21 protein-coding genes and 2 pseudogenes are annotated in these 25,120 nt (G+C 43.0%); 2 read left to right on the top strand and 21 right to left on the bottom strand.

The genetic code is table 11. The features are described from left to right. Positions 1-79: 79 nt before the first annotated feature. Complete coding sequence (locus IQ457_RS06025) at positions 80-781, bottom strand: NAD-dependent epimerase/dehydratase family protein (RefSeq protein ID WP_144296508.1); 702 nt, start codon at positions 779-781, stop codon at positions 80-82. Between the two features lie 524 nt (positions 782-1,305). Between IQ457_RS06025 and rpsT the strand changes: the two genes are divergently transcribed. Beyond that, a complete protein-coding gene (gene rpsT / locus IQ457_RS06020) occupies positions 1,306-1,572 on the top strand; it encodes a 30S ribosomal protein S20 (protein ID WP_010200097.1) in 267 nt (88 codons plus the stop codon). 160 nt (positions 1,573-1,732) lie between these two features. Here the strand turns inward: rpsT and IQ457_RS06015 are convergent, their stop codons facing one another. The 20 genes and pseudogenes from IQ457_RS06015 to IQ457_RS05925 form a co-directional block, all read right to left on the bottom strand. Next, positions 1,733-2,575: a histidine phosphatase family protein gene (locus IQ457_RS06015; protein ID WP_200662463.1), complete on the bottom strand. Its 843-nt coding sequence runs from the start codon at positions 2,573-2,575 to the stop codon at positions 1,733-1,735. A 106-nt stretch (positions 2,576-2,681) separates the two neighbouring features. Further along, a complete protein-coding gene (locus IQ457_RS06010; RefSeq protein WP_200662462.1) occupies positions 2,682-3,479 on the bottom strand; it encodes a metallophosphoesterase in 798 nt (265 codons plus the stop codon). A gap of 163 nt (positions 3,480-3,642) precedes the next feature. Continuing rightward, positions 3,643-4,341 (bottom strand): orotidine-5'-phosphate decarboxylase, encoded by a 699-nt coding sequence (gene pyrF, locus IQ457_RS06005; protein ID WP_200662461.1) that lies wholly within the window; start codon positions 4,339-4,341, stop codon positions 3,643-3,645. Positions 4,342-4,427: 86 nt separating this feature from the next. Beyond that, entirely contained in the window at positions 4,428-4,838 is a 411-nt protein-coding gene (locus IQ457_RS06000) for a lipopolysaccharide assembly protein LapA domain-containing protein (RefSeq protein ID WP_200662460.1), read from the bottom strand. 74 nt (positions 4,839-4,912) lie between these two features. After that, entirely contained in the window at positions 4,913-5,218 is a 306-nt protein-coding gene (locus IQ457_RS05995; protein WP_068404507.1) for an integration host factor subunit beta, read from the bottom strand. Between the two features lie 255 nt (positions 5,219-5,473). Continuing rightward, entirely contained in the window at positions 5,474-7,162 is a 1,689-nt protein-coding gene (gene rpsA / locus IQ457_RS05990) for a 30S ribosomal protein S1 (RefSeq protein ID WP_068404509.1), read from the bottom strand. A 236-nt stretch (positions 7,163-7,398) separates the two neighbouring features. After that, complete coding sequence (cmk, locus tag IQ457_RS05985) at positions 7,399-8,154, bottom strand: (d)CMP kinase (protein ID WP_200662459.1); 756 nt, start codon at positions 8,152-8,154, stop codon at positions 7,399-7,401. A 179-nt stretch (positions 8,155-8,333) separates the two neighbouring features. Beyond that, entirely contained in the window at positions 8,334-8,885 is a 552-nt protein-coding gene (tadA, locus tag IQ457_RS05980; RefSeq protein ID WP_200662458.1) for a tRNA adenosine(34) deaminase TadA, read from the bottom strand. Then, positions 8,886-9,623: a uracil-DNA glycosylase gene (locus tag IQ457_RS05975; RefSeq protein ID WP_200662457.1), complete on the bottom strand. Its 738-nt coding sequence runs from the start codon at positions 9,621-9,623 to the stop codon at positions 8,886-8,888. A 135-nt stretch (positions 9,624-9,758) separates the two neighbouring features. Beyond that, a pseudogene (locus IQ457_RS05970) lies at positions 9,759-11,810 on the bottom strand (AAA family ATPase); the annotation flags it as partial. Positions 11,811-12,206: 396 nt separating this feature from the next. Then, positions 12,207-12,293, bottom strand: a pseudogene (locus IQ457_RS13725) (Clp protease N-terminal domain-containing protein); the annotation flags it as partial. Positions 12,294-13,004: 711 nt separating this feature from the next. Then, a complete protein-coding gene (locus IQ457_RS05965; protein ID WP_068404516.1) occupies positions 13,005-13,412 on the bottom strand; it encodes an ATP-dependent Clp protease adaptor ClpS in 408 nt (135 codons plus the stop codon). Positions 13,413-13,585: 173 nt separating this feature from the next. After that, positions 13,586-14,470 (bottom strand): hypothetical protein, encoded by an 885-nt coding sequence (locus IQ457_RS05960; protein WP_200662455.1) that lies wholly within the window; start codon positions 14,468-14,470, stop codon positions 13,586-13,588. Between the two features lie 103 nt (positions 14,471-14,573). Beyond that, on the bottom strand, positions 14,574-15,641 hold the full coding sequence (gene argC / locus IQ457_RS05955) for an N-acetyl-gamma-glutamyl-phosphate reductase (RefSeq protein ID WP_200662454.1): 1,068 nt from the start codon (positions 15,639-15,641) through the stop codon (positions 14,574-14,576). 150 nt (positions 15,642-15,791) lie between these two features. Further along, a complete protein-coding gene (gene hemE, locus IQ457_RS05950) occupies positions 15,792-16,928 on the bottom strand; it encodes a uroporphyrinogen decarboxylase (RefSeq protein WP_200662453.1) in 1,137 nt (378 codons plus the stop codon). A 209-nt stretch (positions 16,929-17,137) separates the two neighbouring features. Further along, a complete protein-coding gene (proB, locus tag IQ457_RS05945; RefSeq protein WP_200662452.1) occupies positions 17,138-18,310 on the bottom strand; it encodes a glutamate 5-kinase in 1,173 nt (390 codons plus the stop codon). A 109-nt stretch (positions 18,311-18,419) separates the two neighbouring features. Further along, positions 18,420-19,622, bottom strand: coding sequence for an Obg family GTPase CgtA (gene cgtA / locus IQ457_RS05940; protein ID WP_068404524.1), 1,203 nt, complete (start codon positions 19,620-19,622; stop codon positions 18,420-18,422). 324 nt (positions 19,623-19,946) lie between these two features. Beyond that, positions 19,947-21,392: a glyceraldehyde-3-phosphate dehydrogenase gene (locus IQ457_RS05935; protein ID WP_200662451.1), complete on the bottom strand. Its 1,446-nt coding sequence runs from the start codon at positions 21,390-21,392 to the stop codon at positions 19,947-19,949. 378 nt (positions 21,393-21,770) lie between these two features. Further along, positions 21,771-23,054, bottom strand: coding sequence for a lipocalin family protein (locus tag IQ457_RS05930; RefSeq protein ID WP_200662450.1), 1,284 nt, complete (start codon positions 23,052-23,054; stop codon positions 21,771-21,773). 561 nt (positions 23,055-23,615) lie between these two features. Beyond that, positions 23,616-24,755: an NUDIX domain-containing protein gene (locus IQ457_RS05925; RefSeq protein ID WP_200662449.1), complete on the bottom strand. Its 1,140-nt coding sequence runs from the start codon at positions 24,753-24,755 to the stop codon at positions 23,616-23,618. Between the two features lie 206 nt (positions 24,756-24,961). Here IQ457_RS05925 and hemP point away from each other — a divergent pair, with 206 nt between their 5' ends. After that, positions 24,962-25,120 (top strand): hemin uptake protein HemP, encoded by a 159-nt coding sequence (gene hemP, locus IQ457_RS05920; protein ID WP_227672156.1) that lies wholly within the window; start codon positions 24,962-24,964, stop codon positions 25,118-25,120.

The raw sequence follows: 25,120 nt of genomic DNA, 5'->3' as shown, positions 1-25,120 counted from the left end.
GTCTGATGCCAGCATACTTTTTAGAACACCACCGAATTATCTATCATGAAATCTGAGTTTTTATCAATTTATGCTTAGGCTATTTTTTGACTTTGGTCATTGCTAGTAGCTGTTTATTTTCGATAATTTCCGTGTCCGTAATGGTAGGCTCACTACGATATTTATTACGCTGATATACCTCATGCGCACTCATCGCCATCGCACTGGCAACGCGCTTGGCAGAAATAGGATGCAAGGATAATGACTCGGGGACGATTGGCGAGATCAGTTTAAATGCTTTTTGACCAAAGCTTTCAAGCGGACGGCCTTTATGCTTGCCAAGTAATAACGATGGCCGAAAAATCACCAACTGGGTAAAACCTAGCGCCATAATAGACTGCTCTGTTTCCGCTTTGACCCGATTGTATAAAAAACGGCTGTCGATATCGGCATTCATTGAGGACAATAAAAAGAAGTTTTCCACGCCTTTCACACGGCACAATGTGGCAAAATTGACATTATAGTCGTGGTCAACTTTTCGAAACGCTTCGTCACTACCTGCTTGTTTTTTGGTGGTACCAAGGCAGCTAAAGGCATCGGTCTTACTATCTACGCCGACACTGGCAAATATTTCAGCCAAGTTATCAAAATCACTAACCTGAAAAAAGCGCATGCTGGCATTGATGTAGCGAGGCGGCCGCCGTGCAATTACAATCAACGTGTCATAAAGCTCACTAAGCTGCTTAACAAGATGCTGTCCGACCAGTCCTGTTGCGCCAATTACAATTGCTTTTCGCTGCATAGCCTATCCATTTATATCATGTTGGGGTGATTATAATGCTAAAAATGATGTCTTGTAGAAATTATTTGCTTTGGTATCATACCTAAATTAACAACTCGCTAGCGCTATTCTACACAATTTATTGTAAGAGATTTTATCAACGCCTAGGTTTATTGGAATAATACAGACTTTTAAGTTTAACTTTTGTTAGATAATTCACTTGTTAGGGCGATAAATCCTTTAATTAAACCTTTAAGTTCGGCTAGCATAACTTCTTTTAGCATTAATCATCAAATATATTGTTCTAAGCGCAATAATTTGCTAAGATAACCGGCTTTACACGTCAACGCTGTTTAATTATTCCAAACAGTTCTGGCGCGAGCGATGCTCTATTACTATTAGGTACTTTAATAACAGATAAGTGCCCTCATAATAGACATCGACATCATGTTTGGCGAGAGGCTGCTCGTCACCGATGATTGTTAAACCCATTATTATTGCAATCAACATTCATATTTTTATCTGTCTTTATCAAGGAGATACGCGTGGCTAATACTGCACAAGCTCGTAAACGCGCCCGTCAAAACACCAAACGTCGTCAGAACTCTGCGTCACAACGCTCTATGGTTCGTACTTATCTAAAACGTGTTGATGCGGCTATCGCTGCTAAAGATTATGACGCGGCTACCGAAGCTTACAAAAAAGCGGTACCGGTTCTTGATCGTATGGCTGACAAAGGTATTATTCATAAGAATAAAGCTGCTCGTCGTAAGAGCCGCCTAAACAAAACCATCAAAGGCTTACAAGCTTAAGATTGGTTGCGTTTAGACCGCATCGCACTTGATAGTGTGATGACCAAAACCTTGCTACTGGTTTTCATACTGGAGCAAGGTTTTTTTATGCCTATTTAAAAGTTAATCATTACTATTTTAAAAATATTATAAAGCTAATTAAATACTTCAAGAATAAGGTCTATGTCCATTTTACCTCTGGTGGCAATAGCAATTTGCTTGGATGAAAACCAGCGGCACGGTAGCCTTTTAGTAAATCACTGATCGGACGGATATATACTTGCCCGCGCCAAACGAAATAGGCATTAGCCTGCTCAAAAGGCTTATCATCAAACCACAAAAACACCCCTTCCATCATCTTTGGCCAATCATTCCAATCAATCTCAACCACGTCTAGCATCACTGCTAAAAACGCTGATAGTAACGTATCATGACTGACCGCGAGCATTAAATGCCCATGTTGCGGCTGATTCTGATAAAAAAGCGATAAAAGATCGAGCCCACCTTGATAAGCGTTTTTCGTGCCTTCAAGATTGCCTTGTAAAAAGCGATTGATAAAATTGAGCACGCCAATTTCTTTAAAAATTGGGTTGGCAATCTCAGGTTCGGTCACCAGACTGCCAGGTTCAACCAGTAGCGATTGATGGGCAATATCACGTCGTAGTCCCGCACCCTCTTGCATCAGCTGCGCGGTATCAATACAGCGACCAATCGGACTTGAGATACTATCAACATCGAGCGAATACGGCAAATGTTCTGCTAGCCAGCGCCCCCAAGACTTTGCCAACACGCGACCTTTTGGCGTTAGCGGCAATTGATAACTGGCAAACCCATTACCATCAGAGCGCTCACGTAAAGAATGTCTGGTAAATAAAATCAGTCTTTTATCTACTGGCAACAAACCGACCGAAGACATCATACTGTCAGGTAAGTGAGAAGGTGCAGGTACGCTTGGCCGGAGGCTAGTAGGCTTTTCAATCGGCGTCGATAGTCCCGATGGGATATTATTAGGTAATTTACTCATGATAGTAAGCGTAGCAGATTTATTGATGAGAATGAACAAAATATAAGCTCAGTTGCACTATAGCTTATTCAGCTATATATCGATATAAGCGCTTGGTTAACAGGATTTAGCCAATATCCACCACTTTGTTCCAAACAAACGCCAATTCGGTACTGCTCACCTCATTAGGATAAGCACGCGGATTGACTATCACCCGCGTTTTATTAATTTGATAATCAAAGGCTTCATGAGTATGGCCATGTACCCATAGCACAGGTGCCCAATCTTCATGCATCCAGCTCGATAAATCACTGACAAAGGCGGCATTACTCGGCAAGTTGGCAAATTTCTCAGACACCGATAACGGGCTAATACTATGATGACTCATGACCACCGTTTTTTTACCCAATGCTTGCGCCGTTATCAGCGCTTGCTGTAGCCACTGACGATGCTCAGTATGGATTTGTATCGATACTTCAGGAGAGAACAGCTCGCCACCCGCATAAATCTGCTTGTAATCGCGCATAAAACGCCTAGCTGCTGCCATCGTATCGGCATCGGCTTGATATTGATAGTCCGTCCATAACGTACAACCCAGAATCCGCACTTCACCAATATCCATATACTGACACTGTAAAAAGCGCACGCCCTGCTCTAGTTCATTATTATAATTATCCCAAGTGGCTAGCTTTTTATCAAAATGCAGCACATCTTCGCCGAAGTATTCATGATTGCCCGCGATAGTAATCAAAGGTACTTGCAAATGCGCTGCCTGCTCTTGTAGCCATGCCATACCATCATCACTATTGGCAGTATCTCCCGCTACGAGCAGCACGTCTGCATCCGTTTTAGGGATGCGCCCTAGTGGATACGACTGCCGCGCATAACTGTCAATATGTAAGTCACTTAAAATCTGTAATTTCATAGGTTTTACTATTATCCAATCAGACTATTTGCAAAAGTCAGCTTTTTCCTCAGCTTACGATTAGCGTAAATTTAACCAGTGTAGCAGCTTTTTAATAATGGGCAAAAAGTAAAAAAGACAGCGAATTAGGCTGTCTTTTTTATTGTATGGTGAATCTATAGCACTAGATACTATTAATTATCAATTGTAATTTGGCCAAAGGATCAACAGCTTGGGTGATTGAGCGACCAATCACCAAGTAATCAGAACCATCTGCTAACGCTTGCTTCGGTGTACAGATGCGTTTTTGATCATCAGCATTGTCGTCTAGCAGACGAATACCAGGGGTGACCAGCTTAAAATCCTGCCCACATAATGCTTTAAGCGTTTTGGCCTCTTGTGCTGAGCATACCACCCCATCAAGGCCCGCTTGCTTGGTCAGTTGTGCCAAACGGCTCACTTGGGCATCTAGACCATCAGTGATACCTGTTTGCGTCAGTGCCTGATTGTCCATAGAAGTCAGCACAGTAACAGCTATTAGCAGGGTTTCAAAATTACCGTCTGACAAGCGCTGCTTGGCTAACGACATGGCCTCGAGGCCCGCGCTTGCATGCACATTGACCATCCACACACCAAGCTCGGCTGCTGCAAGCACCGCTTGTGCCGTAGTATTAGGAATGTCGTGAAATTTTAAGTCCAAAAACACGTCAAAATCACGCTGATGTAGCGCTTTAACAATGTCAGGACCGCAGCGGGTAAATAGCTCTTTGCCGACTTTTAAGCGACATAACGCTGGGTTTAATTGGTCAGCTAGCGCTAAACAGGCATCTTTAGTCATATTATCCAGTGCAACGACGACTGGAGAATGGATGATGTTATTCATAGTTGTGCCACGTTATATCAGTTTATTAAATGATTATTATTAAATGATTATATAAACGTCTCAATATAAGAATGCTTATTCAGCACTCAATGCTCACGCTTTTGCTTGATTAAAGTTGCACCATTGTCTATATCGATAACGCTGTCATCTTGTACATTTGTCGCTGTCGCGCCGTAAACCGCTTCTTGTACCGATGGTGCGTTTGCCTGACGGTCAATGACGATATTAGCCTGCGTCACCTGCTCTTGCAGATTGGTATTTAGCTTTTGTAGCCGTGAGATTTCCCACTTATTTTGTAGCACGCGGAAGATAAGCAGCGCGAGTAACATGCCAATCACAATGCCCAGTATTAAGCACAGAATCAGTAATAAGCCCAAATTCATTGTCGGTGCTTGGGAAAAAAGTAGATTCACCCCAACTTCAGTATTATTGGCCAATACCAACCCTAGCGAATAAGCAAAGCTTAGAAACAGTAAAATCAGCAGTAAAATGCGCATCAAAGATATCCTTTCGTATTGAATCGTATGAACCGTTTAACAAAGAACGCGGACATTCTGACGGCTCTGCTTTATTAACCGTTCGCTACCTTGGCATTGACAGCTTCACGTAGCGCTTTGCCCGGCTTAAAGTGCGGAATGGCTTTTGCAGGTACGGGTACGCTTTCGCCTGTTTTAGGATTGCGCCCCATACGGGCACGGCGATGATGAAGACAAAAACTACCAAAGCCACGCACCTCTACTCGGCCGTCATTGGCTAAGGTATCGGTCATCAAATTTAATATTTCGCGTACTGCATCATCGACGACAGTGTCTGTCATGTTGTCACAATTCGCACTCAGATTACTAATAAATTCGGACTTGTTAATTGCTTGCTGCATTATCACATGGACCTTATTGATTAATGGATAAGATGATAATGAAGTAAATTGAACAATTAAAAACTGTTTAATTTTACGTTCATATCTCGTTACTCAATGTTGCAAATGATAGCGGATATTGGCATAAATAGGAATAAGAGTTTCCTTTTTTACCATAAAACCTTACCAACTTGCCCCATACTCAAATTTAATCACAAAAAAAAGCGACCGGAGTCGCTTTCTTTTTATAGTATAACTATATCAACAAACTACCGCTTACTGCATTTGTTCTTTGATCAAGTCACCAATGGTTTTTGGCTGTGCATCAGAACCGGCAGCAGCAGTCGTACCAGTGCTTCCCAATTCTTTAATCGCTTGACGCTCTTCAGCTTCGTCTTTGGCTTTGATTGACAAGTTGATGTTACGAGTTTTGCGATCAACACTGATGATTTTCGCTTCAACATCATCACCAACAGATAGATGCTTGGTTGCATCTTCAACGCGATCACGTTGAATCTCAGAAGCACGTAAATAAGCTTCTACTTCGTCAGCAAGTTCGATAGTCGCACCTTTCGCGTCTACTTCTTTTACTTTACCATTAACGATAGCACCGCGGTCATTGTTGACCAGGTATTCGTTAAATGGATCAGAGCTTAATTGTTTGATGCCTAAGCTGATACGGTTGGCTTCTGAATCTACAGACAATACCATTGCTTCAACGGTGTCGCCTTTGTTGTAGTTACGGATAGCTTCTTCGCCAGTTTCGTTCCAAGAGATATCAGACAGATGAACAAGACCATCGATACCACCGTCTAGACCGATAAAGATACCGAAATCAGTGATAGATTTGATCGTACCAGTGATTTTATCACCGCGCTCGTGTTTCTTATCAAACTCATCCCATGGGTTAGCAAGAGTTTGTTTAATACCTAAGCTGATACGGCGACGCTCTTCGTCGATATCAAGGATCATTACTTCAACTTCATCGCCCACTTGAACAACTTTTGATGGGTGGATGTTTTTGTTGGTATGATCCATCTCTGATACGTGTACTAGACCTTCGATACCTTCTGAGATTTCAGCGAAACAACCATAATCAGTTAGGTTAGTGACGCGTGCTTTAACCACACTACCTACTGGGTAAGTGCCGCCAACGTTATCCCAAGGATCCGTACCAAGTTGTTTTAGACCTAGGCTTACGCGATTGCGCTCACGATCAAACTTCAATACTTTAACTTTTAGATCTTGACCAACTTCAACCACCTCAGATGGATGCTTGATACGGCGCCACGCCATGTCAGTGATGTGTAGTAGACCATCAATACCACCAAGATCAACGAATGCACCGTAATCAGTTAGGTTCTTAACGATACCTTCGATCTCGATACCTTCTTCAAGCTTGTTCAATAGCTCTTCACGCTCAGCTGAGTTTTCAGCTTCCATAACAGCGCGGCGACTTACCACGACGTTGTTACGTTTTTGATCAAGTTTGATAACTTTAAATTCTAGCTCTTTGCCTTCTAGATGCGTGGTATCACGAATCGGACGGACGTCTACCAATGAACCTGGTAGGAACGCGCGAACTGAACCGATATCAACGGTAAAGCCGCCTTTTACTTTACTAGAAATAATACCTTTAACGATCTCATCGTTGTCAGAGATTTTCTCAAGGAAATTCCAAGTTTCAACGCGTTTGGCTTTTTCGCGTGACAGTAAGGTTTGACCCATACCGTTATCAACCGCTTCAACCACGACGTCGACTGTGTCGCCAACTTCAACTTCAAGTTCGCCTTCTTCGCTTAAAAACTCTTCACGAGCGACGATACCTTCAGATTTAAGACCAGTATCTACTGTGATCCAATCGCTATCGATGGCTACAACAGTACCAGTGATAACCGAGCCACGCTCGATATCAAGACCTGTTTCTTCGATGCTCGCTTCAAATAGTTCAGCAAATGATTCCATTATGTCTACCTTTGTATAGCCGTATCCTGTCCAGCACAGTACGGATCAAATGTATGACTGTATAAAACGAGAATACTGGTTTTATATCTTATGCAGTCATATAAAAAAAACGGTTGTTGCTAATAAGCGATTTTGTAGCGAACTCACTAGCAACGACTGTCTTACTTATATTTATACAATTTTATACTAAAATGGAAGCCATAGGAAACCTTTTAGTACTTAAAATGTTGTTTTTATTAACGATTAAAACTAATACCCTTGTCCTGACAATGTTTTTTTACCAGCTCATAGACTGCATTAGCGTCTAGGTTTGAACTATCTAAAACCAGTGCATCTTCAGCCGGTTTTGACGGTGCCGTTGCTCGGTTTTCATCACGCTCATCTCGCGCTTTAATCGTTGCCAGAATCGCGTCAAAGTCGGCCGCCTGTCCAGCCTTTAATAGCTGTGAGACGCGGCGTTCTGCACGAGCGGTAGCGCTTGCGGTCAGATAGACCTTTACATCGGCATCAGGAAAAACTACCGTACCCATGTCGCGACCATCAGCGACCAATCCTGATTGGGTTGCCATGTCTTGCTGCAATTTAAGCAGCGCTTGACGCACCTTTGGATAAACTGCGACTTGTGAAGCATAACCGCCAACGGTTTCGTTACGTACTTGCTCGCCAATCTTAGTGCCATTGACAATGATATCCACGCGCCCTGAATCGCTATTGGGCTCAAAAACGATCTGTAAGCTTTGGGTCAATTCTAATAACGCAGTCTCATCAATCGCTTGGCTGGCATCTGCTGTAATCAGACCTGCTTCAAACGCCTTTAGACCAACGATGCGATATAATGCCCCTGAATCAAGCAGCTGATAGCCCAAGGTTTGCGCTAAGCGCCACGTAACCGTGCCTTTACCTGCCCCACTTGGACCATCAATACAGATAACCGGATAGCGCAATGACGGCGTCTCACTATTGTCATTAGTATCAAGTGTACAAGCAGACATAACACTCACTTAATCGTCGGCAAAGCTGACATCGTGGTAAACAAAGAATTTCCCTGCACTATCAAACGCTTGCACGGTAATAGACAGATTCGTAAGCAAATAGTGCAATAGTATAGCAAACATAACACCCTATCACTAGCAGTGAGAACAATATCTTGTTAATCATTTGAACGGTTTTTTTATCTTTTTTTTCGTTTGGACGCTTGCCGACGTTCACGAAAAAAAGCCTTTAGCATTTGACTGCTATGCTCACGGCACAAGCCTTTATGCACTTGAATACGATGATTATAAAAAGACTCGGCAGCCAAGTTCATTTGACTACCAACCATACCAGCCCTCGGCTCGCTTGCTGCATAGATAAGTCTATCGACACGAGCATGAATCAGCGCGCCAATACACATAGTGCACGGCTCTAAAGTCACATATAACGTTGTCTGAAGCGGCAAGCGATAATTGTTTAAACGCCTGCAGGCATCCCTTAACGCGATAATCTCTGCATGCGCGGTTGCGTCATGGCGTCCAATCGGCTCATTAAAACCTTGACCTATAATCTGCTGATTGTGTACCAGTATCGCTCCTACAGGCACTTCTTCACGTGCAGCGCCTTGCTTAGCAAGATTAAGGGCTTTTTGCATCCAGTTGATATCTTCGACTGCCCAAAGTTCATCTGTAGCAAGTTGGTAGTTAATTGTCTGAAATGGCTGCAAGCTTATATTCTGTATATTTCTCATTTACTGTGGCAATTGCCAGTCAATCGGTTTTTGGCCATGTTGTATTAGATAATCATTGGTCTTAGAAAACGGCTTAGAACCAAAAAACCCGCCGCGGTTGGCAGCCAACGGCGATGGATGGACAGCGGTCAGAATCAAATGTTTATCGGTATTGATATATTTGCCTTTTTTCTGCGCTTTACTGCCCCACAATATAAATACCGTATGCTCTGTTTGTTCATTGACCACGTCAATCACGGCGTCGGTAAACTGCTCCCAACCTTTATTTTGATGGCTATTAGGCTCGCTTTCTTTAACCGTCAAAGAACTATTGAGCAATAGCACCCCTTGCTGCGCCCAATAAGTCAGATCGCCATGTTTTGAAGGAGCGATTCCGATGTCACTCGCCATCTCTTTTAGTACATTATTTAAAGACGGCGGTTTTGGTATGGCTTTTGGTACTGAAAACGATAAACCCATCGCTTGCCCTGGTCCATGATAAGGGTCTTGACCCAGTATCACCACCTTCACCTGCGATAACGGCGTTAGATTTAATGCATTAAACATTAAGGGCGCTGGCGGATAAATACTATCATCTGATTGATAAGCTTCTTTTAAAAAAGCGCGCAAGTTATCCATATTATCAGAGGTCAATTCTTCTGCTAAGGCTTGTTTCCAGTCGTCCGGTAAGCGCACATTGTCCAGAATCGCTTGTTTTTGGGCCTCGGTTTTCGTAGATTTTTCATCAAACAATTCCATGATAGGTCCTTTTTTATTTTTTATAGGAGTATAAGAAATACGGTCATTCAATAAATTATAGCAATAAAAAAACGGCTACCATTGTAACCGTTTTTATAACACCGTAACCGTTGTTATTATATCAATAGTAAAAACTTAGCTAGCTAGTGACTCAGAATCTGGATGGGGCTCATGGGTTTCAACGACCGTTAAGATAATACGACTGTCGGCTGACCCTTTATCCGAAGATTTACCGCCATTTTTATCAAGCTTAACAGTATCACCGTCTTGCTCATTGGCTTCTTTGGGCTCTAAGCTTAAATGTACAATCCCGCCGTTTACCAAGTCGCCAAACAAAATCATACTTGCGAGTGGTTTTTTAATCTCGTCTTGAATAAGGCGCTGCATAGGACGCGCACCCATGAGGCGATCATAGCCTTTTTCCGCCAAGTAATCACGGACTTCATCGTCAATCTCGAGCGTGACTTGCTTGTCATCGAGCTGTACTTGTAGCTCAACCAAGAACTTATCGACCACAGAAACCACAACCGACGTATCTAACGCGTTGAACTGAATAATCGCATCCAAACGGTTACGGAACTCAGGCGTAAAGACACGTTTGAGCGCTTCGGTATTGTCACGGCTGTGGTCTTGTTGGGTAAAGCCCATCGAAGAGCGGCTGATACTTTCAGCGCCGACGTTGGTCGTCATAATGACGATCACTTGCTTAAAGATAGCCACGCGGCCGTTGTTGTCAGTCAACGTACCATGATCCATCACTTGTAATAACAAGTTAAAGACATCAGGGTGTGCTTTTTCGATTTCATCAAGTAACAACACGCAATGCGGATGCTGATTGATTTTTTCAGTCAGCAAACCACCTTGATCATAACCAACATAACCAGGAGGCGCACCAATCAGACGTGAGGCAGTATGCGCTTCCATGTACTCCGACATATCAAAGCGAACCAACTCAACACCCAATAAGTTTGCTAATTGACGCGATACTTCTGTTTTACCAACCCCGGTTGGACCAGCAAACATAAACGAGCCAATTGGTTTGTCTGGTGCTTTTAGACCGGCACGCGACAGTTTAATCGCATCCGCCAAGGTTTCAATCGCTTCATCTTGACCAAATACTAAGTGTTTAAGATCACGATCTAAATGCTCAAGAATGCTCTTATCATCACTTGATACGGATTTGGGCGGAATACGCGCCAGCTTAGCAATGATGGCTTCGATATCAGCAACATCGATTTTTATCGGTGCGCGTTTGCCTTTAGATTTCTTAGATCCATTGGCTTTATCATTGGCTTTTGCCGTATTTGCTTCTTCTTGCATTTCGTTAGCAGTCCTTGTTTCATCAAGGCTGTCATCGTCAGCATCACCCCCAAGACCTTCTTCATCGGCATCGATTTGCGCATCAAAGTCTTGTTCTAAATTGGCAATAAAGCTTTCTTCAGCATCAATATCGTCCAAATCCGCGACTATGCCCAAACGCTTATAAGCACCCGCTTCATCGATAACATCGATGGCTTTATCGGGTAAAAAGCGCTCATGAATGTGTTTCGCCGATAATTGCACAGCAGTGACCAAGGCTTCGTCGGTATATTCGACGTTATGGAACTCTTCATAACGCGGTTTCAACCCACGTAAAATATCGATACTGTCATCGACACTTGGTTCTTTGACGTCAATCTTTTGGAAACGGCGTGACAATGCATGATCTTTTTCAAACACCTGACGATACTCAGTAAAGGTTGTCGAACCAATACAGCGCAGCTCACCATTGGCAAGCGCTGGTTTGATTAAGTTTGAGACGTCCATATTGCTACTCATTGACGAGCCTGCGCCAATAATCATATGAATCTCATCGATAAACAAAATCGCATTGGGCTTTTTCTTTAACGCATCAAGTAGTGATTTCATCCGTTTTTCAAAATCACCGCGGTACTTAGTGCCAGCGATTAATGAGCCGATATCTAGGCTATAAATCACGCAGCCATTAAGCGGTTTTGGCGCTTTATCATTGATAATCAACCACGCCAAACCTTCAGCAATTGAAGTCTTACCCACGCCCGGCTCACCGACCAGTAGCGGGTTATTTTTACGACGGCGACATAGCACTTGTGCAGCACGCTCAATCTCAGGGCCACGACCAATGAGTGGGTCGGTTTTGCCTTCAGCGGCGCGTTGGTTTAAGTTAGTTGCAAATTCAACCAAAGGATCTTTACTGGTTTTTTCTGACGCACTACGGCGCTCACCTGTCATCGACGCACGTGGCTCAGATGGCTCGTCTTTGTCTTGACCATGTGATAAATACTGGGTCAGCTCAAGGCGGCTGATTCCCTGTTTTTTAAGCAAATAAACGGCATAAGTATCATGCTCTGAGAACATCGATACCAAAATATCAGAACCTTCCACTAAACGCCCGCCACCAATAGACTGCACGTGGAAAATAGCACGCTGTAAAATGCGGTCAAAGCTTTGGGTGGGTTGTGGTGATTGTTCAGAATCTGCGTCCACGGTTGGCGTATGCTTATTGATATAAGCTTCTAGCTCACTACGCAACGTTGAGACATTGGCATTGCAAGCAGTCAACGTATTGGCAGCATTGGTATTTTCCAATAACGCCAATAGCAGATGTTCAACAGTGAGATACTCATGCGATTTTTGGCGCGCAAGTGTCATTGCTAAACGCAAAGAAACTTCAAGATGACGACTTAACATAAGGACTTCCTACGGTTGTACCTATCTTATTATTGATAGCTTTATGAATGAGTTAGTAACTAAATCAGGGCGATAGATGGATTGTTCAAGGGCAATGTTGGGATTATTAACAGACATTACTGCATATTATTGAATGATGTCTTCCATGGCTTGAATACTATTTGCGTCTTACCTTTATCTCAACATGATACTTAACCATAGTCAATCTTTTAACGCTGACTAAAATGTATCGAAGTGTCCACTAGACCTTTATTGCGCAGTATTTATTGTGCAGTATTAAAGCGACAAATAGACAATAAAGTACTTCGAGCGGCTATTTTTAAAATTCACGGTTGAATATAACAGAGATAAAAGGTGCTAAAACGATATGAAAAAATGTGGGGCTTAATACGATTAGGTGTACAAGGGTATACTTTAATATATGGGTGATATGAAAAAAAAATCAAGCAGAAAATGCAAAGCTAGGAAGATTGATAAAAGAGAATTAAAGGAGTGACAATAAATTTAAAAAGGCAGGAATCAAGTAGATAAATAGATTAGAGCAAACCATTGGCTAATACATCAGGTTTGCTCTACGGCAGAGTTCTTGTAATAAATAAAAAGGTAAGAAATAAAAAGGTGAGTAGAATCAACCGAAATTAGAGAAAACTTAAGACAAAATAGGCTAAAAAATTACTCACCCTGATGCGGCTCGATTTGAGTCAATAAAGGATAGCCTTCACGGTGCGCCAAGCTATTGACTTTTTTGGCTTTGGTTTCAGCAATGTCCTTTGGATAAATGCCGGCAATACCCTTGCTACTATTATGAATGGTCAGCATAATTTCAACCGCCGTATCCATACTATGACGAAACTCTGATTGCAGCACATAGACGACAAACTCCATCGGCGTGTAGTTATCGTTATACATGACCACTGCATACATCGGCGGTTTTGCCACTTCTGGCTCAGCGACCAATACATCGGCTTGCGGTGAAGTTTCGCCCTCGGTATCACCATCTTGCGCCAGACGCAGCGGCGTATTTGGGAAATGCCAATCAGCAACGGTTGGCGTTGAATGTAATATCGGTTGTTTTATCATAATTAGCGTACAAATTAATAGCGATGCTGTATCAGCATAAAGAGGATTAAAAAAGAGTAGCAGACCTGTCTAGCTATCACTTAGCATAAGACACGAAAGTATTAACACATTAAAAATCTAAGGTTCAACAAAATAAAGTGCAATAAAATAAAGTTCAATAAAATATCAAAAACTTAAGGCTCGATAGGGCTTTCATCGACTTCTGGCAAATCTAAAAGTGACAACGGCATGCTATCAACCTTATCACCAAGCTTCCAGTCGTATAATTGCTCCAATTCTTGTCCGCCAGCATTTAAGCTTAGTTTAACCTGCAAAGGTTTAAAGCCTGTTGGCATCATAAAGCGGCCACGAATACGCGTTATCCCATCGATGGTATAACTTGCCGGCTCAAGCGGCACTTCTACAAAGTCATTATCATTCAGTAAGGTTAAAGTAGGTTTTAAGCGCTTAGCTTTGCCGTCGCTGGCCAGCATAGCCACATCAAAGCCGTACTCAAAAGCGTTTTCAGGCAAAGGTTTGATTTTCGCCCCAAATATTTGTAAAGGCATACCGCCATTTTCGCTAACAAGCTCGGCATATACCTCATTAAGCTGGGCTAGTTGTTTATTTTCAACCGTCAATTCCTGTTGGTTTTCACGTAGCTCTTTTAAATTTGCCAAACTTATTTCTAACTCTTGCTTAGCAGTAGCTGCTTCATTGGTCGCAATTTTGCTACTAAGGCGTAAATCTTTTAGTTCTTGCGTGGCTTCTTTACTGGTAATTACCGCTTGCTGAGTTTCTGCCTGCATAGAATAATAGCCGCGCTGATAGCCAAGTTTATGGCCAAATGCGAGTCCAACTCCAGCGGTCACCAATACCGTCACCACGAATAATGCCAATACTAAGGTGGAAGCGCCTCGTTGCTTATTACTAATAAGCGAGCTATTTATCAGCGCATTACTCTGTTGGTAATGAGAATAAGAGAGATGCGCATCGTGCCCCACATCATAGGAAACAGAGTCTTGGCACAATACTCGTGCAGGCTGTTGGCAAAGGCGTGGTGCACTCTTCAAACGCATTTAGACGATATCTCTTAACAATAAAGGCAGGTTATTATAGCGGAATTTATAATCAATACCTAGCACCATAAATATGTGGGATTTGTTAATGGCTAGACATCTGTTAAGGAACGATAGGGGCAAAGTCTAAGCCCATCGATTCATCGAAACCAAACATCACATTCATATTTTGCACGGCCTGCCCAGCAGCACCTTTCACCAAATTGTCTTGCACAACAATCACCGTCAGCTCAGCACGCGCATTGTCTTGGTGAATACCAATACGCAAACGATTACTGGCTCGCACGCTGCGCGTATCGGGATAAAGCCCCTTTGGCATCACATCGACAAACGGCTCTGCCGCATAGCTTCTCTCAAATACTTGCTGCCAATCGATAGCAGTGCCTGCTTCGGTAAGCTCTAAATGAATAGAGCTCAGCATGCCGCGTATCATTGGCACCAGATGCGGTAAAAAACGGATACGATGGTCAAACTGACTTTCTAATAATTGAGCAACACCCTGCTCAATCTCTGGTAAATGCCGATGACCTTCAACGCTATACGCTTTAAAATTATCGGTGGTTTCCGCATAGTTAAGCGCGAGCTTCGCTTGCCGACCCGCGCCCGAAACGCCAGATTTTGCATCGATAACGATACGCGACTCAACCAGCCTTTCGGCTTGCTGATTTTGCGCATCGATAATAGGTTTTAAGCCCAAAATAGCGGTAGTTGGGTAGCAGCCAGGGTTACCGACAACTAACGCATTGGCCAATTTTTCACGATTGATTTCAGGTAAGCCATAAACGGCGGTCTTTAACAATTCAGGACAGGCATGCGCTTGCTGATACCAGTGCTCAAAATCTGCTAATGATTGCAAGCGAAAATCCGCCGCCAAGTCAATGACCTTGACGCCCGCTGCCGTTAACGCCTCAGCTTGCTTCATCGCCACGCCATGCGGGGTGGCAAAAAACACCACGTCGCATTTTTGTAAGGTAGCAAGTGTCTCATCGCCCAAGTCGCTAAAGACGATATCTGAGATACCGCGTAAACTTGGGAATATCTCATCAGCGCGGGTGCCAGCTTCGCTACGCGAGGTTAGCAAATCAATAGACACTTCAGGGTGGGCAGACAATAAGCGAATCAGCTCAATACCTGTATAGCCTGTGCCGCCGACAATCGCTGCTGAAATCATAAGATATTCCTTTTTCTTTTAATGCGTAAATATTTAGATAGAGATAAGCTCTACATCAAAGTTAAACCTTGTCGCTTCTAAATATAAGCGCTGTTACTAGCGCTTTTAAACGTTGATTTTTTAATAATTAACGATATTAAATTTTATAACTTAAATTTTATAATCATGTACCGCATCGATAAAGACTTTGGCATTATCAGGATTGACCCACTGGGTAATACCGTGACCTAAGTTTGCCACATAGCCGGTTTTTTCGCCACTGGCGTAAGCGCTATCGAGCATCGCATTGACTTCAGCACGGATAGTTGCAGGCGAGCCGTACAAGGTTGCGGGGTCTAAATTACCCTGAATGGCTTTGCTGCTTTGTAGCTTTTTATGTTGCTTGGTCAATTGGCGCTGACTTTCTGTCAATACTTGACGGGCGCGATCTATAGGCATCGTCCAGTCTAGACCTAGCGCATCGGCCTCACTATCCGCTTGCACATCAAGCCACAATCCACCGCCTTTGGTAAATAGTACGACTGGGATTTCTGGATGACGTACCTTTAGCTCAGCGACAATACGCTTATTATAGGCATGCGAGAAATTCACAAACTGACGATGACCAAGCGCCCCACCCCAGCTGTCAAATATCTGCAAAATTTGTGCGCCAGCAACCACTTGCGCATCCAAATAATCAATCACTGACGTTGCCAATTTATCTAATAATTGATGTAAAAACTCCGGATTGCTATATAAGAAACCTTTTGTATAGCGATAATCTTTTGAGCTGCCGCCTTCAATCATATAAGTCGCTAGCGTCCAAGGGCTACCCGAAAAGCCAAATAACGGCACTTGTCCGTTTAGTGCTTTACGAATGCTCGTCACCGCGCGCATGACATAATCAAGCGAGTCATTCATATCGAGCACCGGCAATCTGTCTAAATCCGCTTGCGTACGAATCGGATGCTTAAACTTCGGACCCTCGCCCGTTTCAAAATACAGTCCTAGCCCCATGGCATCAGGAATGGTCAAAATATCACTGAATAAAATCGCGGCATCTAAATCATAACGACGCAGCGGCTGCAAAGTGACTTCGGTCGCACGCGCCGTATCTTTACATAGGCTCATAAAGTCACCGGCTTCAGCGCGAGTGGCTTTATATTCTGGTAAATAACGACCAGCTTGGCGCATCATCCATACTGGCGTGGTATCTATGGGCTCAAAGCGGAGTGCTCGTAGCAATCTATCGTTTTTTAAAGGCGCAAAGTTCTGCTCAAGCGCATTGTTACTGTCTGAAGCACTCATGTACAACTCTCCAAAACAGCCCTATATTCAATAAAATAAATAACAGGGCAAGATAAAATAAGTGAAAGAAAAGATTAATAAACGCTTATAACGCATAGATAGCGGCATTTAATTCTAAAAAGCTTCATAATCATTTGATATCAGCTTCTTTATATTAAATGCCATTTACTATTAAGCTTTGAGAACACCTACCGATTAAAGGGGTATAACTACACGGTTAACGCTAAATTGTCGCGATGTACCATGACCACGCGCTCTTCCTTGTTACCAAGGATTCTATCAAACTGCTCTGTACGCTCGCGAGCCACGCGGCAAGCGTCACGCGATGAGAAATTTACTTGACCGACTGCGATACGCTCGCCCGTGTCTTGATGGACAACCTCTACCACATCACCTTCATCAAAATCACCGCGGACCTCGACGACGCCAACTGGCAATAAGCTCTTGTGATGTTCGACAACCGCTTTTGCAGCCCCAGCGTCCACAATAAGCGTGCCTGACATGCGCAAATGCGCTGCTAGCCATTGTTTACGAGCAATGATTTTATCGGCATCATTAGTAGTCAATAACGTACCAACGGCTTCGCCAGATACCACCCGCGTAATCACATCGTCGATAGCGCCACTAACAATAACCGTTGGACAGCCGCCCATGGCAGCCAAGCGTCCAGCACGAATTTTCGTCAGCATACCGCCGCGGCCAAGTTTGCCGCCGTCACCGGCGATATCAAATAAGTAATCGGCCATCGCGCGCTCTTGGCGAATCATTTTGGCATTCGGATTGTTACGTGGATTATCAGTAAAGACGCCTTCTTGATCGGTCAAAATAATGTATAAATCGGCATTGACCATCGCCGCTGCCATCGCGCCCAAGGTGTCATTATCGCCGAACTTAATCTCATCAATGGTTATGGTATCGTTTTCATTAATCACGGGCAGTACGCGCCATTCTAATAACTGCGTCAATGCTCCGGTGGTATTTAAATAGCGACTACGATTAGACAAATCATCATGAGTTAATAACAGCTGCGAGCTTTGAATACCATGCTGAATCAATGCTGACCACCAGGTTTCAATCAAGCCCATCTGTCCGATGGACGCACAAGCTTGTAGCGCCGCCAGTTTCCTTGGGCGCTCGTCCAGATTCATCCGCACCACGCCTTCAGCAACCGCACCTGACGACACTAGCAATACTTCCACACCTTGCTTATGCAGTTTGGCAATCTGCTTTGCCCATTCGTAAATGGCAGTTCGATCAAGCCCTCGTCCATTATTGGTTAATAGCGATGAGCCAATCTTGACAATAACGCGCCGAATATCAAAGTTGCGAGCTTGCTTAACAAACCTTGCTTCTTCTGTCGTGTTCTCTATGTCAACTGCCATATAAACTCCTGTTGCTAGGGTAAATGAATTACGTGAATAATATTAGAACTGTACGCACACCTATTTAAAAAACGAAACATTAACTTTTGCCAATTTAACCTTAGATATATTAAGGAACGTATACCACTTCGACGCCATCGTCGAAATCGTCATCGTCGTCTAAATTGGTACCTTCACGCGCTGCTTTACGAGCCGCACGATAGGCTTCACGCTGCGCTTCGGTATTCAAACGAACTTCTGCTTCTAAGCGCTCAAAACGCTCTTTTTGGGCTTCAGCAAAAATCGGATCTTCGAGTTCACGCTCACGCTCGCGCTCGATCTCATTCATCAAATGGTACTTAATCGCATCAACGCCTTCACCGGTCAAGGTTGCGGTACGAAATACCATACCTGTCCAACCAAGCTCAGCCACAATATGGGTACAAAGCTCGTTTAAGTCTTCTTCGGCAACCTGATCAATTTTATTTAGCACCAAAATCTGTGGCAAATTGGCCAATTCAGGTGAAAAACGCTCAAGCTCATTTAAAATCACGCGCGCGTTTTCTACTGGGTCGCTGCCATCGATCGGTTTTACATCAACCAAGTGTAACAGACGGCGTGTACGAGCGACATGCTTTAAAAAACGAATGCCAAGTCCTGCGCCTTCTGACGCGCCTTCGATTAAACCCGGAATATCTGCCATCACAAATGAGCGGTGACGACCGATATCAACCACGCCTAAGTTTGGCACTAAGGTGGTAAAGGGATAATCGGCAACCTTAGGTTTGGCGGCAGATACCTGACGGATAAAGGTTGATTTACCCGCGTTAGGTAAACCAATCAGACCAACGTCAGCGACTACTTTTAGCTCAAACTTCAGCACCTTTAACTCGCCTTCAAAACCTGAAGTGGCTTTGCGCGGTGCTTGATTGGTTGAGCTTTTAAAATGGGTATTACCCAGACCGCCGTCGCCGCCTTTGGCAATCAGTAGCGTTTGACCAATTTCAATCAAATCGCCTAATACTTCGTCGGTTTCGGTATCAACCACGGTCGTACCAATAGGAACCGGCAAATAAATATCGTCAGAGCCTTTACCCGAACAGTTCTTACTATGACCGTTTTCACCGCGCATGGCGTCATAACGACGGGTATAACGGTAGTCAACTAAGGTGTTGGTATTGTCATCGGCAATGACATAGACATCGCCGCCCTTACCGCCATCGCCACCGTCAGGGCCACCGCGTGGGACATACTTTTCTCGGCGAAAACTGGCGATTCCGTTACCACCGTCACCTGCTTTTACCGTTACGACGGCTTCATCAATAAATCGCATCTTACGTTCCTTTATTTACCATCCAGCTTATCAACTGGCTACAGTCCACGACTGTATTTTAGGTGGTAGCTATATGTTTGGTAGTTATGAATAACTTAAAAAAATATAAAATCTTCTTTAAAACAGCATTTACTAAAATGTCATACCACGCTTAGCATTTAGCATGACAACAACACCCGATAACCATTCGGACTATCGGGTGTTTGAATACTGCCGTTAATAATTTACACCGATTTATCTAGGATAAAACTTACTTTCGTCCCGCTATTTTGCCTTAGCATTTTATCTAAATACAAACGGCTAAGATAGCAGCTGTGCAAATTTTTACGCTGGAATTTGCGCATAGCTGATGCCAGCCATTTGCGTGGCCAAACGTAATACCTGCGTGCTATAGCCGACTTCGTTATCGTACCAAATATAAACGATAGCATGATTGTCTGTCAAAATAGTCGCTTGCGCATCGACGATACCGACATGCGTATCACCAACAAAATCAGTTGATACCGCTTCGGCAGAATCTGTATAAGCGATCTGAGTTTGCCACTGACTGCTATTAGACACTTTACGCATGAACTCATTTAACGCATCGGCACTGGCTGGCGCCGTTTTAAGGTTTAAGTTCAAAATCGCTAAGCTGACGTTTGGCGTTGGTACACGAATCGCATTACCCGTCAATTTACCGCTAAGCTCTGGTAGGGCTTTACCAACTGCTTTTGCCGCGCCAGTACTGGTGATAACCATATTCAATACTGCACTGCGCCCGCGGCGATCGGCTTTATGATAGTTATCAATTAAGTTTTGATCGTTGGTGAACGAGTGAATGGTTTCTACGTGTCCATTCTCGATACCGTACTCATCATTTAAAACTTTGAGCGTTGGGGTAATCGCGTTAGTGGTACAGCTCGCTGCACTGACGATAGTGTCATCGCCGATCGTATCGTTATTGACCCCATAAACGACGTTTTTAATATCACCGCCAGCAGGAGCCGTTAGCAATACTTTTTTCACACCAGTCGATTGCAAATGCTTGCCAAGACCGTCTTCATCTTTCCAAATACCGGTATTATCAATAACTAATGCATCGTTGATACCATAAGCCGTATAGTCAATCTCGCTTGGGTCTTTGGCATAAATCACTTGTACAAAGCGGCCATTGATGATCAAACCATTGTTTTCATCATCGACAACGACGCCACCAGCGAAACTACCATGGATTGAATCGCGCTCCAGCAATGAAGCACGCTTAGCCAGATCACCCGCTGCTGCTGGACGCACCACAATGGCTTTTAGCTGTAAGCCTTTAGCGCTTGACGCTTGTGACAACAATAGACGCGTTAAAATTCGACCAATACGGCCAAAACCATACAGCACCACGTCTGTTGCGCCATTGCTTGCAGCGTTATTGTCGTTAATAGACTGTAATGCCGCTTGTAAATCACTGTCATTAGCAATTAATTGACCAACATCGATACGCGCCGCTTGGATGTCTTTATTCTCTGCAAGCGTTTTAACCATCGCTAAAGTATCCGCGACAGCGATAGGTTTAGCACCTTTATCACGTAGCGCGACTTTTTGATGCAATGCCAGTATTTGACCCACAGAGGTTGTATCTAGCGTATCACCAAACAAAGTCACTTGCACATCTTGCTCATTATAAAGCTTATTTAATAAGCCCATAAGCTCAATGGCTTGTTGCTCTTGTTGGTTATAATTGCTCAAATGGTCTTGATGTAATTGGCGTAAGGTATCAGCGTTGCTCACGAGAAACATCCTTTTGGTCAGTAATTAGATAGCTGTAAAGTAGAAAGAAATATAAATAGATAGGTCATCATTACTTAAATAATGATATTAAAACGGTCATGCTCGACTTTGGCAGTAGTAATTGGCAATAGTAACTATCACTAACTAGCGTCACAGTCTTTATCGTCACCGTCTTTAGATAAGGTAGATTTTAGCCTAAAACGCCCTATTTTGCTAGTGATAACCGAATTTGACGTACTTATCGCGTTTTTCATAGCTTTATAAGTTGCTTGATAAAAATAAAGGCAGCTTACACTGCTGCTCTATTGTCAATTAATAATAACCTATGCAAAAATAGGACAATTATAAAATACTTATATGGTTATGCCATGTATGGTGATAAAAAGCTTAAGGAACCAACTTTACTGTCTGATTGGTCTGCGGGGTAAGTTTAAATTCTTTTAAATCGTAGCCCTGCTTTTGGGCAATTTGGCGATATTTTGCATAAGTTTCTTGGCTAACATTTGGCGAACGAGCCAGTAACCATAAATATTCTTTATCTGGCGTGCCAACCAATGCCGTTTTGTAATCTGTATCACGAGCAAGCACCCAATAATCTGCGCGGCCAACAGGCAACCAGCGAATCCATGACGGTAAAAAAGTAACTTTCAATTTACTACCCGAAGCATCAGCGGGTTTTGCTAAACCTTCTGCAGTAATGGCTGAACCATCTTGTGCTTTGCATTGATTAATCACTTTAATGCCTGAACCGTCAGTTTTTTCAATATAAGTCGCCGTCACATCACTGGCACAGTTGCGCTGAAAATACATCGGCAAGCGCCCTATCTCGTACCAAGTACCAGCGTATTTTTTTAGATCAACGCTATTAACTGTGGTTGGTACGCTAGCAGATTTATGGATAATTGCATTTGGCTTAATGGATAACGTCTCTGTGCTGGTTTTATCCGTCGTTGCGTTCGCTGTCACCCCAGCTTTAGCCGCGGTATTGACGGGCGTCGTCGCTGCATAGGCTGAGAACGCAGCCAATGGAATAATAATCGCTAAGGCAATACCTGTATGCTTAATAAGTCCATTCATAAATATACGCTCTGGTATTGTTGGTAAACCCATATCTTCATTGACGTCGTCTATATCAACAGTTTCAGCAGTAATTGACTTATTGAAGTTATTACTTTCAATTAAGCTTTTCGCTGAGCTGTTAATTTCACTGTCAATATTGATATCGGAAGTATTGAGGTCAGTAGTTTTTTGTACTTTTTTATAAGCAAGCGCTTTTTTGTATCCGCCGCCATCTTGAAAACTGCGGCTTTGCAAATCTTGAGTGCTTTTAAAACTTGTATTATCTTTATCTTGGCGGTGATTGCTTTTCTGAATCAATGCAGGCGTGGCGGCTATAGGCGCGTTTTGTCCACTCTTTTTATAGCCAAATTCATTATCTGTTGCCAAGGTATTTAGAGCGACATCGTCTACTGACATGTCGTTGGCGCTATCGTTGTGATAGCTGGCGTCGTTGCTGGCATTACTCGATTGTGACGTATTATCTGTCTTACGATAACCTTTTTTTAAATAGTTTTTATCAAGGTAATGCTGACTTGATTCAGTCTGCTGTGATTGAGAACCAGCTGCCTGCGAATCAGGCCAGGCTGACTTAGGTAACTTATTGGTTTTCATAGGAGTACCATTTATTAATAGTGTTAGTTAAAATTTTCATTTATCAAATTTTATAGCGATTGACTCAGTATAGATAATGCTCAACAATTACTTTAAATACAAAAGACAGATGAGTGAAAATTAAATACTGGATTACTTATATTTACTATACCTTTCAGTGGCGCTGTGATGAATAAAATTACGATAGATAAGAAGTGGTTGGATAGCAATTGGTTAAATAGCAAGTGATTGGATAAAAAGTTGCTAGATGAATCGCCCTTAACAAACTGATTCTGCGCCCTTTGGTAATTTTCAGGTTTATAGTAATGGCAAAGGGCTAAGCAAAACAGTGTAGCAATGTAGGAAAACGCAACGGTTTGTAAGTAATTCTGTATTTACGCCATACAAGCAATACATAGTTACCTTGTGTAAAAATAGATTTAAAATCAGTGGTTTGCCCCCCATTAAACCCTATACTTGTATGGCCTTACATTTGCTTTCAGTTTTTGATTTACCTTTCATATTTTGGTCAATTATTGGCCTAAAATATACTCTCAAATACTATAAATACCATCTTAAAAATTACCGCAAAAACTGACGAATGCCAGCAACAGCAATGCCGCCATACTGCTCTGCTTGAGCCCTCATTGCTGGCGATAAACCACCTAAGCCAATCACTGGCATATCTGCTAATTCTGCTAATATTGACCACGCTTGCCAGCCAAGTGGCTCGGTATCAGGATGGGTTTGGGTTGCTAAAACTGGTGATAGAAAAATACCGATAACCGGCGGCAATTGCTGCTCTAAACGTCTATGCGCCAACTTATTAGCGGCAGCGATACTTTGGGCGTCGTGGCAGCTAATGATTAATGGATAGTTTAATAAATGGTTTGTAGATAGAACGTCGTGAAATGCATTTTTATCTTGGTGAATATCGTTATCAATATCACTTACCCTGCGCATAAGCTGCGTCTGGGTTAACTGCTTTGCGACGATTTGATGGTTTATAGCTTGCTTATGTGCTTGGTCGCTTTCAAATTCAGCTGGTACAATCGCCTGTATATCTGCACGCAAGCGTAATAACTGCGCTATATTATTATCTGCATCCATAGCTTTTGGACGGACATAAACCCAAGCATCATGCGCCAAATGCGCTGCATGAAACTGTAGCCAAGCTGCTGCTGGATCAGCCGCGTCGTTGAAGTGTGCCAATGGATAAGTAATTGCTATCTGTTGTGGTAAGCGCAACCATGCAAGAATGGTTTTATTAGCGGCTGGCAGTTGATAATCTCCTGCCAATAACTTCGATTTATCTACCCAAGTTAATGCTTGACCCTCCAATCCCTGCTGGCAATGTCTATGCTGTTCATACTGCTGCGCACTTAGTGCTACCTTGTAAACCTGTAAGCAAACCTGCTTATCGCCATAGTCATGATGCAGCCGACCAAGTTTTACCGCAGTATTATTCTCGATATCAATGCCCGTCTCTTCAGCGACTTCGCGTATCAGCGCTTGCTGAGCGGTTTCATTAGTATCTATCTTGCCGCCTACAAACTCATAACGATTACCTTGATGCTGCGATGCATTTCTAAAACCGAGCAAATACTGATGCTGATAATAAATGACCGCCACCGCAACATTGACGATTTTTAGCGGTTTAGGAGCACTTGCCTCATTTTTAGCGAACAAATTTTTGCTTGAATTCTCTAAATGACTGCTCATTCTATTGCCCTTTATAATGGTACGACTGTTTTGATTTATAGCGTTTGTAAATGCTGCTTTATATAAGTTTACATAATAACTGTGATTTATTTTATCAAATAGCTTGCAAAAGCCTTCAATGTAAATGATAATTATTATCGTTAATAACTTACTTTACCCCACTGCCTTATCTCTAATTATTTTATCAAAAGGAATTTACTATGAGCATGGTCATCTCTCGTTATTTAAACTGCCGCGAAAACCGTTTGCCTACGCTACAGTCGCAGCACCTATTTGCGCTAACCAAAGAAGTGCGTATCGAGCACGAAGGCGAAGAATATCGCTTACGCTTAACGCGCAATAACCGCTTAATTTTGACCAAATAA

The sequence above is a fragment of the Psychrobacter sp. M9-54-1 genome, from assembly GCF_016613355.1.
Taxonomy (GTDB): domain Bacteria; phylum Pseudomonadota; class Gammaproteobacteria; order Pseudomonadales; family Moraxellaceae; genus Psychrobacter; species Psychrobacter faecalis.
The sequence above is the reverse complement of the archived record's forward strand: the minus strand, read 5'-3'. Positions and strand labels throughout refer to the sequence as shown.